The organism is Hyphomicrobiales bacterium (genome assembly GCA_016710435.1).
Classification (GTDB): Bacteria; Pseudomonadota; Alphaproteobacteria; order Rhizobiales; family Aestuariivirgaceae; genus Aestuariivirga.
Genome location: JADJVV010000001.1, coordinates 535,770 through 551,481, shown reverse-complemented (window position 1 = coordinate 551,481; position 15,712 = coordinate 535,770). Strand labels below are relative to the sequence as shown.

The window sequence follows — 15,712 nt, the reverse complement described above, 5'->3', positions numbered from 1 at the left end:
CCCCAGGGAGGAAAGCGGCCCCGCACGTCGTATGCTGGATCAGCCGAGGCCGGCTTCTGCCAGTTTCGCGTCCATTTCGGCCGCCATCTTGTCCAGGCCTTCATCGACCGGGATTTCCTTGGCGACCATCTTCTGCAGGTTTTCCGACCACAGCGTTGTGAGGTCGAAGAACAGCGGCTGGGCGGTGAAGTAGATCTTCGCGCCCGGTGCCGAGACGTCATGCTGGTTCAGGTAGCCCGGATAGGACTTGTCGATGCGGTTGCGGAATTCCTCGTCCTTCCAGACGGAGGCGCGGACCGGGTTGACGAAGTCCATCTTGCGGGCGCCGAACAGGTCGTGCTCGACGGAGGTGGCCCATTGCAGGAAGTACCACGTGGCATCCTTCTGCTTGCCGGCCGAGGCCATGGCGAGCGACCAGATCCACACGTTCGGCGTCGGTGCCGTGGCGGCCGGGTTGGCCGCGAACGGCGCATAGCCCAGGTTGCCCGCTTCCTTGTTGTCGCCGCCGTTCATGAAGTAGCCGAGAATGTCGGCATCGAAGATCATGGCGGAGGCGCCGGCGCCGAGGTCGGTACCGACCTGATACCAGGTGTAGTTCGCCCAATCCTTCGGACCGGACTCCTGGATCATCTGCACCCACTTCTTGTGGTAGTCCTTGGAGCCCGCCGAATTCATGGCGGCCTTCAGCTTGCCGTCGGTGACGTTGAAGTCCTTCTCACCGAAGTTGGCATAGCCCGAGAGGAAGCCCGGGTGGATCGAGGCCCAGGAGCGCGAGCCGCGCACGCCGATGCCGTACGGTCCGCCCAAGTCCTTGGTGAGCTTGGCCGAGGTCGCCACCATCTCGTCGATGTTCTTCGGCGGCTGCACGCCCACCTTGTCGAACATCTTCTTGTTGTAGGAGATGTTGTTGAGCTCATAGCCCCAGGGCATGCACCACTGCTTGGCGTCGGCGGAACCCAGTTCGCCACCGGGAACGCCGTTCCACGAGGTGGAGGCGCGCAGGCCCGGCAACACGTCTTCCCAATTGAAGTTGGGGTTCGTCTTGGCCGGGTCCTTGATGTACTCGTTGAGGTCGTCGATCCAGCCGGCGGGGCCGTAGGTCCAGGTCATGTAGGCGCCGGTCATGAAGGCGTCGTATTCACCCGAGCCGGAGGACAGCGCTGCCGTCACCTTGTCGAAGTAGACGTCTTCCGGGAAGATGTCCCAGGAGATGTCCATGCCGGTCATCGTCTTGAAGTTCTCGATGTCGGCGATCATGGCGTCGGCATAAGGATGCTTGTTGAGCAGCAGCTTGAGCTTGGTGCCCTTGTACTTCATCCAGTCGAAATCGGCAGCCATGGCGCGGGTCTGCGCCTGGTTGATGAGCAGGCCGGAAGCCGTGGCCGAAAGGCCGAGCTTGCCGGTTGCCTGCAGAAGTTCGCGGCGGCTCATCTTGCCGGCCACGAAGGCTTCAAACAGTCCCTTTTCCTTGTCGTACATTCTCAGATCCTCCGTTGATGTACTCGTCTTGGGTTAGCCCGGTGCGGATTTTCCGTTCTTCTTGCCGGGCTGGCGACCCGGTTTGGCGGCAACGAGGCGGCGCGCGGTCGCCTCGTCGGTGATCAGGCCGAAAAGGAGTCCGCTCGCGAGAATCGATCGGATGGCCTGAGTTTTCGTGGTGCCACCCGCAAGGGCGACAATGGCGTGGGACTTGAGGTCGGCGAGGCGGGGCGCAAGCGCGCGGTCGGCGACGCTGTTGGGCAGATGCGTGCCGTCGGCGGCAAAGAACTGGCCGAGGATTTCGGCGGCAGCGCCGGTCTTCATGACTTCGTCCACGTCGTCTTCGTCCAGCATGCCGGCGGAGGCGATGAAGCTGGCGCGTGTCACTTCGCCGATGCCGGCGATGTAAAGCTGCGCCTGCTTGGCCATGGCGATCACATCCGAGACGCCATACTGGGCTTCCAGCACCTGGCGGTCCTTCGCCGAGTTGGCGAAGAAGGGCACGGGCATCACGTAGGCTTCGGCGCTGGTGCGCTCGGCGAGCTTGTGGATAACGTCGAAGGGGCTGGCGGCAAAGCGGCGCGTCAGGCCGCCGAGGAGCGAGACGAATCTGGTGCCCTTGCCATCCACGCTGGCCATCAGGTCGATGGCCGCGGCGAGGGTCCGGCCATGGCCGAAGCCGATCAGGTCATGGCGGCGGCTTTCAATCAGGTTGCGGATGTAGCGGGCGCCCGCGATGCCGAGGGTGCGCAACGGCAGCCCACCTTCATCGATGTTCGGCACCACCTCGCAATGACCAAGGCCGTGCATGGCCTTCAGGCGCTCTTCCAGTTCGATGCAGCCGGCAATGGGGCCTTCGACAATGACGCGGATCAATCCATCGTTGCGGGCGCGGGCAATCAGGCGATGGGCCTTGGTGGATTGCACGCCCAGCAGCTCGGCCACTTCGCCCTGCGTCTTGCCGCCGGCAAAATGCAGCCATGCCGCACGAGCGGCCAACGCGGCCTCCTCGTCCACCTGCACGGCTGGCGGCATCTGGTTCAAGCGCACTCCCATTTCGGTTGTGAATTATTTTTCTTGAGGTGCAATATTTTTCAGACTAGCCTTGGAGTCAACTGAAAAAGATGCTGCGCTGCACATGCAGGGCCTTCCGCCGTGTTGTGCAGCCGCCGCATTTTGTGTTTTGCTGTACATTATCAATGGGAGACGAAAGGTCGTGGCGCGCAAGGTTCCGTGGATCGGCACAAGCTGGAAAATGAACAAGCTGCGCGCGGATGCGCTCAGCTACGCCGAAATCCTCAAATCATCGCCACTGGCGCAATCGGCGGCGGTGCAGCCGTTCATCGTGCCGCCGTTTCCCTACATCGCCGAAGTCGCAGACCTGCTGAAGGGAACGCGCGTCAAGGTTGGTGCGCAGAACATGCATTGGGACGACAAGGGCGCATGGACCGGCGAGGTCTCGCCCCTGATGGTGAAGGACTGTGGTGCCACACTGGTGGAACTCGGCCACAGTGAACGCCGGACGTTCTTCAACGAGACCGACGAAGCCGTGGGCCTGAAGGTCAAGGCGTGCCTTGCGCACGGCCTCACCGCACTCGTCTGCATCGGTGACACACGCAGCGAATATGAGACAGGCGCCACGGCGGATGTGCTGGCCAAGCAGACGCGCTATGCCCTCAAGCATGTGGGCAAGCAGGCGCTGGGCCATGTGGTGATTGCCTATGAGCCGGTGTGGTCCATCGGCGAAGGCGGCATCCCCGCCGATCCTGATTTCGCCGCCGACCAGCACCGCCGCCTGAAGGCGCTCACGAAGGAGATCGCCGGCGAAGCTCTTCCCATTCTCTACGGCGGCAGCGTCAATCCGCAGAATTGCGTGGCGCTGGCGGGCCGTGACAGCATCGACGGCCTGTTCATCGGCCGCTCTGCCTGGGAGCCGCACGGCTACCTCGGCATTCTTGAATCTGTGACCCGTTCATTGGAGGCCTGACCCATGAAAATCGCACTCGCCGGTGACAGCGCCGGCAAACCCCTTGCCGATGCGCTCGAAGCCCATCTCAAGGCCAAGGGCGGATATGAGGTGAGCAACCTCACCGCTGGCGGCTTCTATGCCGACCTTGCGGCAGGAGTTGCCAAGCGCGTGAAGGCGGGCGAGTTCGACCGGGCGATCCTGTGCTGCGGAACGGGCATTGGCGTGTGCATCGCCGCCAACAAGGTGCCGGGCATTCGCGCGGCGCTGACGCACGATACCTACTCGGGCGGCAAGGCGGCCACGTCGAACAACGCCCAGATCATCACCATGGGTGCGCGCGTCATTGGCGCCGAACTGGCCAAGGACATCGCCGACAAGTGGCTCTCGTCCAGCTTCGATCCCAAGGGCGCATCCGCCGCCAATGTCGAGGCATTGGACAAGCTCGACGCCTAAACCTCCGGGGGCTCAGGCCGCCGGGGAGTTGGGATAACCTGCGTCATCGACCACCCGGGCGATGGCCGAGACCGGTTGCGACGTTTCCACCGTCACCGTCTTTGCCGCGAGGTCGGTCTTCACGGTCGCCGCCGGATCAACCTTGTGGATCGCCTCCGTGATGGTGCCGACACAATGTCCGCAGGACATGTCGGGCACGTTCAACTTGATCATCTCACTGTCTCCGTATGTGCAATATGCGGGAATGTGCATATATATAGGCTGACCCGTCCGGGTGCGGAAGAGCGGGGCAGGGGTGCTGGCGACGCAGGCCGTATCATTGGGCCCTTGACCTTGCCAGCGTTGGAAGCCCCACATCGCTTACCAACCTGAACAGTAGACAGAGACAAAATCATGTTGCGCGATCCAGAATCATCGGCCGTCCACCTCAGCATTCCGGTGGAGGGCATGACCTGTGCCTCCTGCGTGCGGCGCGTGGAGAAGGCCGTGGCGGCTGTTCCCGGCGTGGCCAAGGCGGCCGCCAATCTCGCCACCGAACGGGTCGATGTGGACCTTGGGGAGCAGGCCGATGCGCAGGCCGTTCTCGCGGCCATCCGCGGCGCAGGCTATGGCGCGTCAAGCGAGAGCCTGGAGATCGGCGTTGATGGCATGACCTGTGCCTCCTGCGTGCGGCGTGTGGAAAAGGCCATCGCTGCAACACCCGGCGTCATCTCCGCAAACGTCAATCTGGCGACGGAAAGAGCGACGGTGCAGGTGTTGCCCGGCGGCAAGGGGCTGGCCGACATCGAAGCCGCCATTCGCAAGGCGGGCTACGGCACGCACCGGCTGGCACGGACGCCGGCGGCAGAAGCGGCGGGCCGGGATGCAAAGGACGCCGAGCGCCACCGCCTGCTGCGCGATCTCCTGATTTCAGCCGGGCTGACGCTGCCGCTCTTTGTGCTGGAGATGGGGTCGCATGCATTCAATTCCTGGCATCACGCGCTGCATGGCCAGCGCTGGTGGCTCTATCCCGTCTATTTCGTGCTGACGACCGTGGTGCTGTTCGGGCCGGGTTTGCGCTTCTACCGCAAGGGCATCCCCGCGATCCTGCGCCTCTCTCCTGACATGAATTCGCTTGTCGTGCTCGGCGCCACGGCGGCCTGGGCCTATTCCGCCGTGGCGACATTCATGCCGTCGCTGCTGCCTGCGGGCACCGTCAATGTCTATTATGAAGCGGCCGCTGTCATCGTCACGCTGATCCTGTTCGGGCGCTATCTGGAAGCGCGCGCCAAGGGCCGCACCAGTGAAGCGATCAGCCGGCTTGTGGGACTGCAGGCCAAATCGGCGCGGGTGGAGCGTGACGGCGTCTTCATTGACATGCCGCTGGACGAAGTGGCCGCGGGAGATGTGATCCAGGTGCGCCCCGGCGAACGCCTGCCGGTGGATGGCGTGGTGATCGCAGGTGCGTCCTATGTGGATGAATCCATGGTGACGGGCGAACCGGTCCCGGCCGCCAAGGAGGATGGCAGCGCTGTCGTCGGCGGCACGATGAACACCACCGGCAGCTTCACCTATCGTGCCACCAAGGTGGGGGCCGATACCTTGCTGGCGCAGATCATCCGCATGGTGGAAACGGCGCAAGGGTCCAAGCTGCCGATCCAGGGCATCGTCGATGAAGTGACGGCCTGGTTCGTGCCGGCGGTCGTTGCGGCTGCCCTTGTCACCTTCGTGCTGTGGCTCACCTTTGGTCCCGCACCCGCGCTCTCCTTCGCGCTCGTCAACGCCGTCGCCGTTCTCATCATCGCCTGCCCCTGCGCCATGGGACTGGCGACGCCGACGTCGATCATGGTGGGCACGGGGCGGGCGGCGGAGCTTGGCGTGTTGTTCCGCAAGGGCGAGGCATTGCAGACCCTGAAATCGGCAGATGTGATCGCCTTCGACAAGACGGGAACGCTCACGCAGGGCCATCCCGTCCTGACAGACCTGGAGGCCGCTGCCGGTTTTGACCGTGGCACGGTGCTGCCTCTTGTTGCGTCAGTTGAATCGCAATCGGAACACCCGATTGCAAAGGCCATCGCCGCCGCCGCACAGGCCGAGGGTCTCGCCGTTCCTCCGGTGTCGGGCTTTGAAGCCGTGCCAGGTTTCGGCGCCCGTGCGCAGGTTGCGGGTCGCGAGGTTGCCGTTGGTGCGGCGCGCTACATGGCAAGGCTTGGCGTTGACGTTGCGGTGTTTGGCGCGTCAGCCGAACGGCTGGCAACAGAAGGCAAGACGCCCTTGTATGCTGCAATTGACGGCAAGCTCGCCGCAATCATCGCCGTGTCCGATCCCGTCAAGCGCGAGTCCGCCCAGGTCATTGCGGCGCTCAAGCAGGAAGGCTTGCATGTTGCGCTGATCACGGGCGACAACCGCCGCACGGCGCAGGCCATTGGCCGGATGCTCGGTATCGATGACATCGTCGCCGATGTGCTGCCCGACGGAAAAGTGAAAGCGCTGGAGGCCCTGCGCAAGCCCGGAGCCACGCTGGCCTTCGTGGGCGACGGCATCAATGATGCGCCGGCCCTTGCGGCGGCGGATATCGGCATCGCCATCGGCACGGGCACGGACGTTGCCATCGAAAGTGCCGACGTGGTGTTGATGTCGGGCGATCTCACCGGCGTGCTGCGGGCCATCCGCCTGTCGCGGGCGACGCTGCGCAATATCCGGCAGAACCTGTTCTGGGCCTTCGCCTACAACGTGGTGCTCATCCCCGTTGCGGCGGGTGCGCTCTATCCGTTCACCGGAACGCTGCTCTCGCCCATGCTGGCGGCGGGCGCCATGGCCATGTCGAGTGTGTTCGTGCTGGGCAATGCCTTGCGGCTCAGGCGCTTCAACGCCTGACCGTCTTGGCTGACGTGGTGTCCTTGCGGAACAGCAGCACCAGCGGCAGGCACAGCAGGCTCATGTAGGTCATGAGCAGGAAGTCGTTCTGGTAGGAAATGGTGAGCGCCTGTCCGGTCACCAGTCCATCCAGCATGGCACGGCCCTGGTCGGTCGCCGGATCCATTACGCCCTTCGGCATGAGCTGGAAGCCGAGGCTGAAGGGCGTCAGGTATTCCGACAGGCGTGCGTGCATCAGGGTTGTGCCGCTGGTGAGTTGCGCGATCACGATGGAGACGCCCATGGAACTGCCCATGTTGCGGATGAGCGTCCACATGGAGGCGCCTTCGGTGCGGTATTGTACGGGCAGCGTTGCGAAGGCGACCGTGTTCAGCGGCACGAAGATCAACCCCATGCCCACGCCCTGCAGCACGCTCGTCCAGATGATGGTGAACTGCGAGATGTCAGGCGAGATGCCGGACATGACCCAGAGCGAAATGACGGAGAACACGATGCCGAGCGCGATCAGGATGCGGGCATCGATGTATTGCAGGAGCCTGCCCACGATCATCATCGACACCATGGTGCCGACGCCGCGCGTGCCCAACAGGAAGCCCGCCGAGAGCACGGGGTAGCCCATCACACTCTGCAGGAAGGGCGTGAGCAGTGCCACGGTGGCGAGGATGAGTACGCCGACGATGAACATGAACACCACGCCCAGCGTGAAATTCCAGTCGCGGAAGATTGCAGGTGGCACGAATGGTTTTTCGGCTGTCAACGTGTGGGCGAGGAACAGGTAGGCGGCGCCACCTGCCACCACCGCCTCGGCGATGATTTCACCTGACTCAAACCAGCCCAGGGTTTCGCCGCGGTCGAGCATCAGCTGCAGGGCGCCTATGAAGAGACTCAGCATCACGAAGCCGAACCAGTCGAAGCGCATCTCGCGGGGTTTGGTGTCGGGCATGAAGGCCATGAGGCCCGCCACGGTGGCGATGCCGAAGGGCAGGTTGATGAGGAAAACCCAGCGCCAGGAATAATATTCGGTGAGATAGCCGCCCAAGGTCGGGCCCATGATCGGGCCCAGCATCACGCCCATGCCCCAGATCGCCATGGCCTGTCCGCGCTTTTCCGGCGGGAAGATGTCCATCATCACCGCTTGAGACAGCGGCACGAGGCCGGCGCCGAAGATACCCTGCAACATGCGGTACAGCACCATGTCGGTGATGCCTTGCGCGACACCGCAGAGAAGTGAGGCGGCCGTGAAGCCCACGGTGCAGATGATGAAGACGTTCTTGCGTCCGAAGCGCACTGCGAGCCAGCCCACGGGTGCTGTCATGATGGCGGCGGCCACGATGTAGGAGGTCAGCACCCAGGCCACCTGGTCGAAGGTCACGGAGAGCGAGCCCTGCATGTAGGGCAGCGCCACGTTGGCAATCGTCGTGTCGAGGGCCTGCATGATCGTGGCCAGCATCACACAGACCGTGATGAAGCCGCGGTGCGGCTCGGCCTGCGGTGCGGCGAGGGGCGCTGCCATGGTCATGGTATCAGTTCGCCAGCGGGTCCGGCGCAGCCGAGGCTTCGAGGCCCAGCAAGGTGGAGAGCGAGCGCTGGCGGCCGGTGTCGATCTCGACATCGGCGCTCATGCCGGCGCGCAACACGCCCTCGGGGATCTTCTCATCGAAGACGATCCGCACGGGCACGCGTTGCACCACCTTCACCCAGTTGCCGGCGGCATTCTGGGCAGGGATGAGCGAGAACTGCGCGCCGGTGCCGGGGCTGATGGCTTCCACATGCGCCCTCAGCGCGCGGTTGGGGAAAGCATCAACGGTCACGGTGGCAGGCAAGCCCTTGGCGAGATAGGTGATGTCGGTTTCCTTCGGGTTCGCGTCCACCCACAGGCCGGTTTCACTGACGATCGCGAAGACCGTCGTGCCGGCCGGGAGGAAGCGGCCGAGCTGGATATTGCTCACCTGCGTAGCGATGCCGTCGAGCGGCGCCTTCAGAACCGTATGGGCGAGATTCCATTGGGCCTGCTCCACCGTCGCCTTGGCTGCGAGCCATGGGGCATAGGTTGTCAGTTCAGCATTTTCATTGCCGCCCAATTGCGCCAGCGTTTCGCGGAGCTGCTGCTGCAGCACTTCCAGCGAGGAACGCGACTGCTGCAAGTTGATGCGGTTGTTCTCCACGTCCGTGACCGAGGCAACCTTGCTGCGCAGCAGGTCGGCTTTGCGCTTCACTTCGTTTTCACGAAGGACCAGCGTATCCTGCGCCACCGTGATCTGCGTCTTCAGCGCCTGGATGCGATTGACCGTGGTGTGGAAATCGTTGTCGGCCTTGGCGAGGGCGGCTTCCGCCTGCGACAGGGCAATCTCGTAGGGCTTGCGATCAATCGAGAAGAGCACGTCGCCCGCCTTCAGGGCCTGGCCCTCCACCACGCTGATGGCATCCACGGTGCCGCTCACTTCGGGCGTCACCAGTACCTTCTGCGCTCCCACATAGGCATTGTCGGTCGAGATATAGCGTCCACCGCGCAGGTAGATTTCGGTGCCGATCAGCACCGCAACGGCAGGCACGACGGCAAGCAGGAACAGGCGCAGCCAGCGGCGTTTGCGTCGCGGTGGCGGGGCGCCCTCGGTGATGGTGGTTTCAGCGGTGCTGCTCATGACTGGGCAACTTTCTTCAAACGGGTTGATGCGGCTTCGTCCGCGAGGATCGTCTTCACGTTGTTGTGGAGGTGGTTGAGTGTGGAAAGGAGGCGTTCCACATCGCTGCTGGCGATGCCTTCGAAAACCTCGTGACCCAGTCCACTCTTGAAATCTTCCATGGCTGCGAGTGCGGTGCGGCCCTTGTCCGTGATGTGCAGCCGGTTGCAGCGGCGATCCTGTGCATCCTGCTTGCGCTCCACCAGGCCTTCCGCTGCCAACTGGTCGGCGAGGCGCACCATGGCGATGGGCTGCACTTCCAGGATATCGGCCAATTCGGTCTGCACCAGGCCGTCGTGGCGCTCGAGTTTGGAAAGGCAGACGAACTGGGCCCGCGACATGCCGAAGGGACGAAGGCGGTGCTCCACCAGACTGCGCAGCAGCCGTGATGTCTCCACAATGCGCAAGGCCGCCTCCCGGCGTGGGTCAATTTTGCTCATGCCGCATATAATATACACTGTATATTATTAATTCAAGACATGATCGCAAAGAAAAGCCCGGACGTGCCGGGCCAAGTTGGGGGAGAAAGTTGCGGGGTTAGCGCTGCTGGCCGCCGCCAGATTCGCCACCACGCTGGCCGCCCTGCTGGCGACCGCCCTGCTGGTTCTGGTCGCGGCCTTGCTGGCCGCCGCCCTGCTGGCCACCGCGGCGCTGGTCGTCCTGACCCTGCTGGCGCTGCTGTTCATTGTCCTTGGTCTGACCCTGGTTCTTCTGATCGCGATCCTTGTTCATGGCAAAGGCCTCCATCTGGCCCGGCGGAAGACCGGGCTTGTTCGATCAAAACGGCTGGCATCTCCCAAGGTTCCGGGATTGCGTCGGATGGAGGTTGCGCGGCAGCGTTGAGATGGCGAGACGATTGTTCGATCGCCCCGCCAGTTGCCTCATTGTTTTCCGAAACATCATTCAACATGCGAGGATGGTCCGGCCGCAGTTTTTCACTTTGCGGCGTTGCAGGTCACGTCCGGGTTGTTGTCGGCGAAGTGGCCCGTGGGATTGGCCTTCCAGGCCCAGACGTGGAGTTCATAGAACGGGTCGAGGCCGTAGCGGTTGGGGGCGGAGTTGAAGTTGAACAACTGGCCTTCCAGCGCAGCGGGGCCCTTGAAGCCGATGTATTCCACGGCAACCAGTTTCATGGTGCCGTCGGGCATGGGTTCGTACATCACGGCTTCAGGCTTGGAGATGTCGATCACGCCATCCTTCAGCAACGCGCCATTCACAAAATGAACGCCCATGGCGCCGCCCTGCTGGCCGCTGGCGCAAGGGATGGGGGCGTAGCCTTCGGCCGTGGCGACGGCCACGTCCTTGAAGCGGTCATTGGCCTGGCGCACGTGATCGACGAGCGGGGCCTTCATGTCGGTGTGGGCAAAGGCCGGCACGGTGGCGAGAAGCGAGGCAAGGGCAAGGGCCCAGCGAAGATGTTTCATCAGTGTCTCCAGGCAAGGCTCCGGCGTGGCCGGAACTTCGCGTTTGAAGCCGCGCACCATGCGCGACATGTGCGGCTCCATAGAAGCCGGCCCGGCGCCACGTCCTTACCGCGGCCTGATCGTTGCCTGATCATTGTGCCGTTTCAGGTTGCAAGCGTTCCGATAACGCAACCCCTCGCAGGCTGCGGGCCGCGCCGGGACGTGGCAGGCTCAAAAACGTAAGCGAATGATCAGCCCCTGATAAGGACGCAAAGGTCCGATCCTCCTATTGCGCCGCCATCACATCCGCCGGCGCGCCCGTCGCGCGGCGGAACAAGCAGGAGCAAGACAATGACGACCTCACTTCCAGACACAACCGGCCTGTGGCGGCGCATGCGCGTGCGTTGGACCCACCACCTGCAGCTGACACAGACGCGGCGCGCCCTCCATGCGCTGCCTGATGCCGCCCTGCGCGACATCGGCCTGCACCGCTCGGAAATCGGCGGCATCGCCAATCTCCAGCGGCTGAACAACCGCCTTTGACCTTCCCGCCTTTCACGGAGCCTGCCATGTCCATGATCCACACATCGATCCTCCAGACCATCGGCAACACGCCCATCGTGCGGCTGTCGCGCCTGGAACCTGCAGGCGTTGAACTCTACGCCAAGCTCGAAGCGTTCAATCCGCTGGGCTCGGTGAAGGACCGGCTGGCGCTCGGTGTCATCGAAGCGGCAGAGCGCGATGGCACGCTGAAGCCGGGCCAGACCGTGATCGAAGCGACGAGCGGCAACACAGGGATTGGCCTCGCCATGGTGTGCGCCCGCAAGGGCTATCCCCTGGTGATCGTGATGGCCGAGAGTTTCTCCGTTGAGCGCCGCAAGCTGATGCGCTTCCTCGGCGCGCGCGTGGTGCTCACGCCCGCCTCCGAGAAGGGAACCGGCATGGTGGAGAAGGCGCGTGAACTGGCTGCGGCGCATGGCTGGTTCTGGACGCGGCAGTTTGAAAACGAAGCCAATGCCGACATGCACAGCGCCACGACGGCGCGCGAAATCCTTGCGGCCTTTGGTGGCACGGGTCCGGACTATTTCGTGACGGGGGCGGGAACCGGCGGCACGCTCAAAGGTGTCGCCCGCGTGCTGCGCGCCGAGAGCCCGGCCACGCGCATCATCGTGGCCGAGCCCGAGAACGTGCCTATCCTCGCAAGCGGTGCCGAGCAGCGCTACCGGCCGGATGGAACTCCGGCGGACAGCCACACGCTCTTTCGTCCGCACCCGATGCAAGGATGGTCACCGGATTTTGTGCCACGCCTCACGCAGGATGCGGTGCAGGGCGGCTTGATCGATGCGATCCAGCCCGTGAGTGGGGCGGACTCGTTGCGTCTTACCCGTGAACTGGCGCTGCAGGAGGGGATCTTCTGCGGCATCACCAGCGGCGCCACGCTGGCAGCGGCGCTTGCCGTCGCCAGGTCTGCGCCCAGGGGCAGCCGCATCCTCTTCATGGTGCCCGATTCCGGCGAACGCTACATGTCGACGCCGCTGTTCGAAAGCATCGGTCAGGAAATGGATGCGGAGGAACGCGAGATTTCAAACTCGACACCCATCTGCCGTTTCGGCGTGCCCGCCAGCCGGACAACGCCCCTAGCGCCGCAACCCGTGCTGCCCGCACCACAGCGGGGCACGGATTTCGTGCAGCAGGCGATCAGCGATACGGCACAGCCGGTCGTCCTGTTTGCGCTGGAGTGGTGCGAATTCTCGTGGTCGGTGCGGCGCTTCTTCAAGGACAGGGGCATTCCCTTCCGTTCCGTCGACCTCGACTCCGTGGTGCTGCAGCAGGACAATCTTGCCGGTGACATACGCAAGGCGCTCCACATCCAGACGGGCCAGCCCACCATTCCGCAAATCTTCGTGGGCGGCCATCATGTGGGCGGTGCGGTGGATGTGCTGTCACGGCATGATGCAGGCGAACTCAACAATCTGCTGAACAGCGCCGGCGTCACTCCCACTGCACCCGTCACGTCAGCGCAAAGCTATCTGCCGAAATGGCTGGCAAGCCGCGCGGTGTGAGTGCTCAAGGCTGGAACCGAAACACGTGTACGCATGGGCCCGGGCGGGCCGTTCATGTGCATTCAGCCCCCGAGAACATGGGCGCGGGATGAGGGCCAGCTTGCGTAGATTTTCCCGCCATGGCTGAGGTCGAGCGTCTCCAGTTCACGTTGTCCGATCTGAACCTTGATCTCGCTGCCATCCTCGGCTTCGAGGAAGAGCGTGACCGTGGTCCCCATGAACTGCTCCGAGATCAGCTGGCAGGCGACAACGTTTTCGGCCGCGGGCTTGCGGGTGGAGACCTGCACGAGGTCGGCGGCCACGACAAAACTCAGGGGCTGCCCGGCTTGCGCGGCAGGGGCTGCCGATGACGGGACGGTGAATGTACCGAGTTTCGTCTCGACCTTGACGGCTTCCTCCTTCCGGCCCGTCACCTTGCCTTCGAAGATGTTGTTGCGGCCGACGAATTCAGCCACGAACTTGTTGGCCGGCGCGCGGTAGATGTCCTTGGCCTTGCCGATCTGGGCGATTTCCCCTTGCGCCATGATGATGACGCGGTCCGCCATGGCAAAGGCTTCGGATTGACTGTGCGTCACGTAGACGAAGGTGATGCCGAGTTCCTTCTGCAGCTTGGTCAGCACGCTCTGCATGCGAATGACGAGATGGGCATCAAGTGCCGAGAGTGGCTCGTCGAGCAGGAGGATCTTCGGCTCCGTGACAAGCGAGCGGGCCAATGCCACGCGCTGGCGCTGACCGCCGGAGAGCTTGGCAACGTTGCGTTCGGCGAACTGCCCAATGCCGAGACGTTCCAGCCATTCCAGCGCCTTCCTGCGCCGCGTAGCGGCATCCACGCCCCGCATCTTCAAGCCGAACTCCACGTTTTCGCGGGCATTCATGAAGGGAAAGAGCGCCAGGGATTGCCACACCATCGGCGTGTCGCGCTCATGGGGCTTCACGTTGTTCATCACCTTGCCGTCAAGGCGGATTTCACCGCCGGTCGGTGCTTCCAGTCCGGCCAGCATCCGCAGCGTCGTGGTTTTGCCGCAGCCGGAGGGTCCCATGATGGCGAGGAACTCGCCCTCGGCAATCTCGAAGCTGGTGGGCTTGACGGCGGTGAAATCCGCGAAACGTTTTTCGACCTTGTCAAAGACAACAAGTGGCTTGCTCATTGGGGCACGCCCTCCTTCTTTTCTTTCGACGACATCATCATTTCCGCAATCACGATCAGGGTGATCGAAATCACGAAGACAAAGGTGCCGATGGCATTGATCTGGGGATCGACGTTGCCCTGGAGGATTTCCAGGATCACGACGGGGATGGTCTTGTTCAGGCCGGACACGAACCAGGCCACCGCGAACTCGTCGAAGGAGACGGCGGCGGTGAGGCAGAGGGCGGCAATGATCGACGGCTTGGCGAAGGGAATGACGATCTCCCACATGGTCCGCCATTCGGAGGCACCCAGATTCCAGCTGGCCGCTTCGAGATTCGGATCCATGTCGTTGAGGCGCAGCCGGATCACCGCCATGGCGAAGGGCGCGCCCAGCACCGTATGGGCGATGATGATCGAGATGACCTGGCCGGAAAGGCCGATCTGCGCCAACCAGGAGAGCATGGCGAGCGCCATGATGATGAGCGGGATGGTGGGCGGCAGCATGGCCAGCGCCAGGTACGCCTGCTTGAACACAAACTGGTAGCGGTGGTCGGTGTAGGCTGTGCAGAAACCGATGAAGGTGGACAGCAGCGACGAACAGATGGCGACGATCAGACTGGTCCAGGCGGCTTCAATCACTTCCGGCCGGTTCAGAACCGTTTCATACCAGTGCAGGGTGAAGTGCCCGAGGGGCAGCGTGGGGAAGCGGTCGGAATTGAAGGAGAATATGAAACTCCAGATGATCGGCGTGAAGATGAAGCAGAAGGCGATCAGAATATAGGCGTAGAGCCCCCAGCGCAGGGTCTTGTCCGAAGTCATCCGCGCCTCCTGTAGGCTGCCTTCACCGCGGCGAATGCCACAGCGAGAAGTGAGAGGATCATCACGACCGCGATCACGGCTGCGCGCGGCCATTGCTGGCCCGACTTGGTGGAATCGATGATCATGATGGAGAGGGTCGGCGGCTTGGAGCCGCCGAGATAATAGGGGCTGACGAAATCGCCGAAGGAGAGAATGAAGCAGAACAGGGCCGCGATGATGAGTCCCACCTTCGCGGCCGGAATGATTACGGAGAAGACCGTGCGCAGGCTGCTGCATCCCAGATTGTGGGCGGCTTCGATGAGCGTCTTGTCGATGCTGGCGAGGGAAATCGTCTGAAGGATCAGGACGAGCGGAAAGGAAAGCGTGAGATAGCCGACCAGTGTGCCGATGGGAGAGTTGAGCAACGGGAAAGGTCCGAGGCCGATCCAGCCGATCAGTGTGTTGACGACACCGCTGCCCGCCAACACCACCTGCCAGGCGTAGATGCGCACGAGGTAGCTTGTGAAGAACGGGATCACGAGAAAGAAGATGGCCCAGCGGCGGGCGCGGTCATTGGCGTGAAATGCGAGGCCGTAGGCGGCGGGGAAAGCAAGGACAGAGGCCAGCACGGTCGCCGCGGCCGCCAACATGAAGGTGTAGCCATAAGCCCGCCAGAAGATGTCCCAGCCCAGGATCTTGACCCAGCTGTCGAAGGCGAAGGCCGGCGTCATCCGGTAATTTCTGACGAGCCAGAAGCTCATCACGAACATGAAACCGAGCGGTACGACAAAGAACAGGGATTGCCAGATCAGCAGCGGGGCGCGCCAGAACCAGGCATAGACGTCTGTGCCTCTTTTCTCGGTCATGGGGAGAATCTCCAG

16 protein-coding genes are annotated in these 15,712 nt (G+C 63.2%); 5 read left to right on the top strand and 11 right to left on the bottom strand.

Going from position 1 to position 15,712, the window contains the following annotated elements; genetic code table 11:
* Positions 1 to 39: 39 nt before the first annotated feature.
* Both IPM06_02730 and IPM06_02725 read right to left on the bottom strand, forming a co-directional pair.
* Positions 40 to 1,479: an extracellular solute-binding protein gene (locus IPM06_02730; GenBank protein MBK8769327.1), complete on the bottom strand. Its 1,440-nt coding sequence runs from the start codon at positions 1,477 to 1,479 to the stop codon at positions 40 to 42.
* 33 nt (positions 1,480 to 1,512) lie between these two features.
* Positions 1,513 to 2,514 (bottom strand): sugar-binding transcriptional regulator, encoded by a 1,002-nt coding sequence (locus IPM06_02725; protein ID MBK8769326.1) that lies wholly within the window; start codon positions 2,512 to 2,514, stop codon positions 1,513 to 1,515.
* A 103-nt stretch (positions 2,515 to 2,617) separates the two neighbouring features.
* Here IPM06_02725 and IPM06_02720 point away from each other — a divergent pair, with 103 nt between their 5' ends.
* A complete protein-coding gene (locus tag IPM06_02720; GenBank protein ID MBK8769325.1) occupies positions 2,618 to 3,466 on the top strand; it encodes a triose-phosphate isomerase in 849 nt (282 codons plus the stop codon).
* Positions 3,467 to 3,469: 3 nt separating this feature from the next.
* Positions 3,470 to 3,901 carry an RpiB/LacA/LacB family sugar-phosphate isomerase gene (locus IPM06_02715; protein ID MBK8769324.1) on the top strand — a complete coding sequence of 144 codons (432 nt, stop codon included), beginning with the start codon at positions 3,470 to 3,472 and terminating at the stop codon, positions 3,899 to 3,901.
* Between the two features lie 12 nt (positions 3,902 to 3,913).
* On the opposite strand, the gene IPM06_02710 is transcribed toward IPM06_02715, so the two are convergent.
* Positions 3,914 to 4,114, bottom strand: coding sequence for a heavy-metal-associated domain-containing protein (locus tag IPM06_02710; GenBank protein MBK8769323.1), 201 nt, complete (start codon positions 4,112 to 4,114; stop codon positions 3,914 to 3,916).
* Positions 4,115 to 4,294: 180 nt separating this feature from the next.
* Between IPM06_02710 and IPM06_02705 the strand changes: the two genes are divergently transcribed.
* On the top strand, positions 4,295 to 6,757 hold the full coding sequence (locus tag IPM06_02705; protein ID MBK8769322.1) for a copper-translocating P-type ATPase: 2,463 nt from the start codon (positions 4,295 to 4,297) through the stop codon (positions 6,755 to 6,757).
* On the opposite strand, the gene IPM06_02700 is transcribed toward IPM06_02705, so the two are convergent.
* The 5 genes from IPM06_02700 to IPM06_02680 form a co-directional block, all read right to left on the bottom strand.
* Positions 6,747 to 8,276, bottom strand: coding sequence for a DHA2 family efflux MFS transporter permease subunit (locus IPM06_02700; GenBank protein MBK8769321.1), 1,530 nt, complete (start codon positions 8,274 to 8,276; stop codon positions 6,747 to 6,749). The two genes, IPM06_02705 and IPM06_02700, sit on opposite strands and share 11 nt — an antisense overlap.
* A gap of 4 nt (positions 8,277 to 8,280) precedes the next feature.
* Entirely contained in the window at positions 8,281 to 9,399 is a 1,119-nt protein-coding gene (locus IPM06_02695) for an HlyD family secretion protein (protein MBK8769320.1), read from the bottom strand.
* Positions 9,396 to 9,878 carry a MarR family transcriptional regulator gene (locus tag IPM06_02690; GenBank protein MBK8769319.1) on the bottom strand — a complete coding sequence of 161 codons (483 nt, stop codon included), beginning with the start codon at positions 9,876 to 9,878 and terminating at the stop codon, positions 9,396 to 9,398. The genes IPM06_02695 and IPM06_02690 overlap by 4 nt, the downstream gene beginning before the upstream one ends.
* A gap of 97 nt (positions 9,879 to 9,975) precedes the next feature.
* Entirely contained in the window at positions 9,976 to 10,170 is a 195-nt protein-coding gene (locus IPM06_02685; GenBank protein MBK8769318.1) for a hypothetical protein, read from the bottom strand.
* 203 nt (positions 10,171 to 10,373) lie between these two features.
* Positions 10,374 to 10,922: a hypothetical protein gene (locus IPM06_02680; GenBank protein MBK8769317.1), complete on the bottom strand. Its 549-nt coding sequence runs from the start codon at positions 10,920 to 10,922 to the stop codon at positions 10,374 to 10,376.
* Between the two features lie 270 nt (positions 10,923 to 11,192).
* Between IPM06_02680 and IPM06_02675 the strand changes: the two genes are divergently transcribed.
* Entirely contained in the window at positions 11,193 to 11,384 is a 192-nt protein-coding gene (locus IPM06_02675) for a DUF1127 domain-containing protein (protein ID MBK8769316.1), read from the top strand.
* Between the two features lie 26 nt (positions 11,385 to 11,410).
* Complete coding sequence (locus IPM06_02670) at positions 11,411 to 12,904, top strand: pyridoxal-phosphate dependent enzyme (protein ID MBK8769315.1); 1,494 nt, start codon at positions 11,411 to 11,413, stop codon at positions 12,902 to 12,904.
* Positions 12,905 to 12,966: 62 nt separating this feature from the next.
* Here IPM06_02670 and IPM06_02665 read toward each other — a convergent pair whose 3' ends face one another.
* From IPM06_02665 to IPM06_02655, 3 genes are read right to left on the bottom strand one after another with little or no spacing between them, the layout of a single operon-like run.
* Positions 12,967 to 14,052, bottom strand: coding sequence for an ABC transporter ATP-binding protein (locus IPM06_02665; GenBank protein MBK8769314.1), 1,086 nt, complete (start codon positions 14,050 to 14,052; stop codon positions 12,967 to 12,969).
* Positions 14,049 to 14,852 carry an ABC transporter permease gene (locus tag IPM06_02660; GenBank protein ID MBK8769313.1) on the bottom strand — a complete coding sequence of 268 codons (804 nt, stop codon included), beginning with the start codon at positions 14,850 to 14,852 and terminating at the stop codon, positions 14,049 to 14,051. Before IPM06_02660 ends, IPM06_02665 begins: the two co-directional genes overlap by 4 nt.
* Positions 14,849 to 15,697, bottom strand: coding sequence for an ABC transporter permease (locus IPM06_02655; protein ID MBK8769312.1), 849 nt, complete (start codon positions 15,695 to 15,697; stop codon positions 14,849 to 14,851). Before IPM06_02655 ends, IPM06_02660 begins: the two co-directional genes overlap by 4 nt.
* Between the last annotated feature and the right edge of the window lie 15 nt (positions 15,698 to 15,712).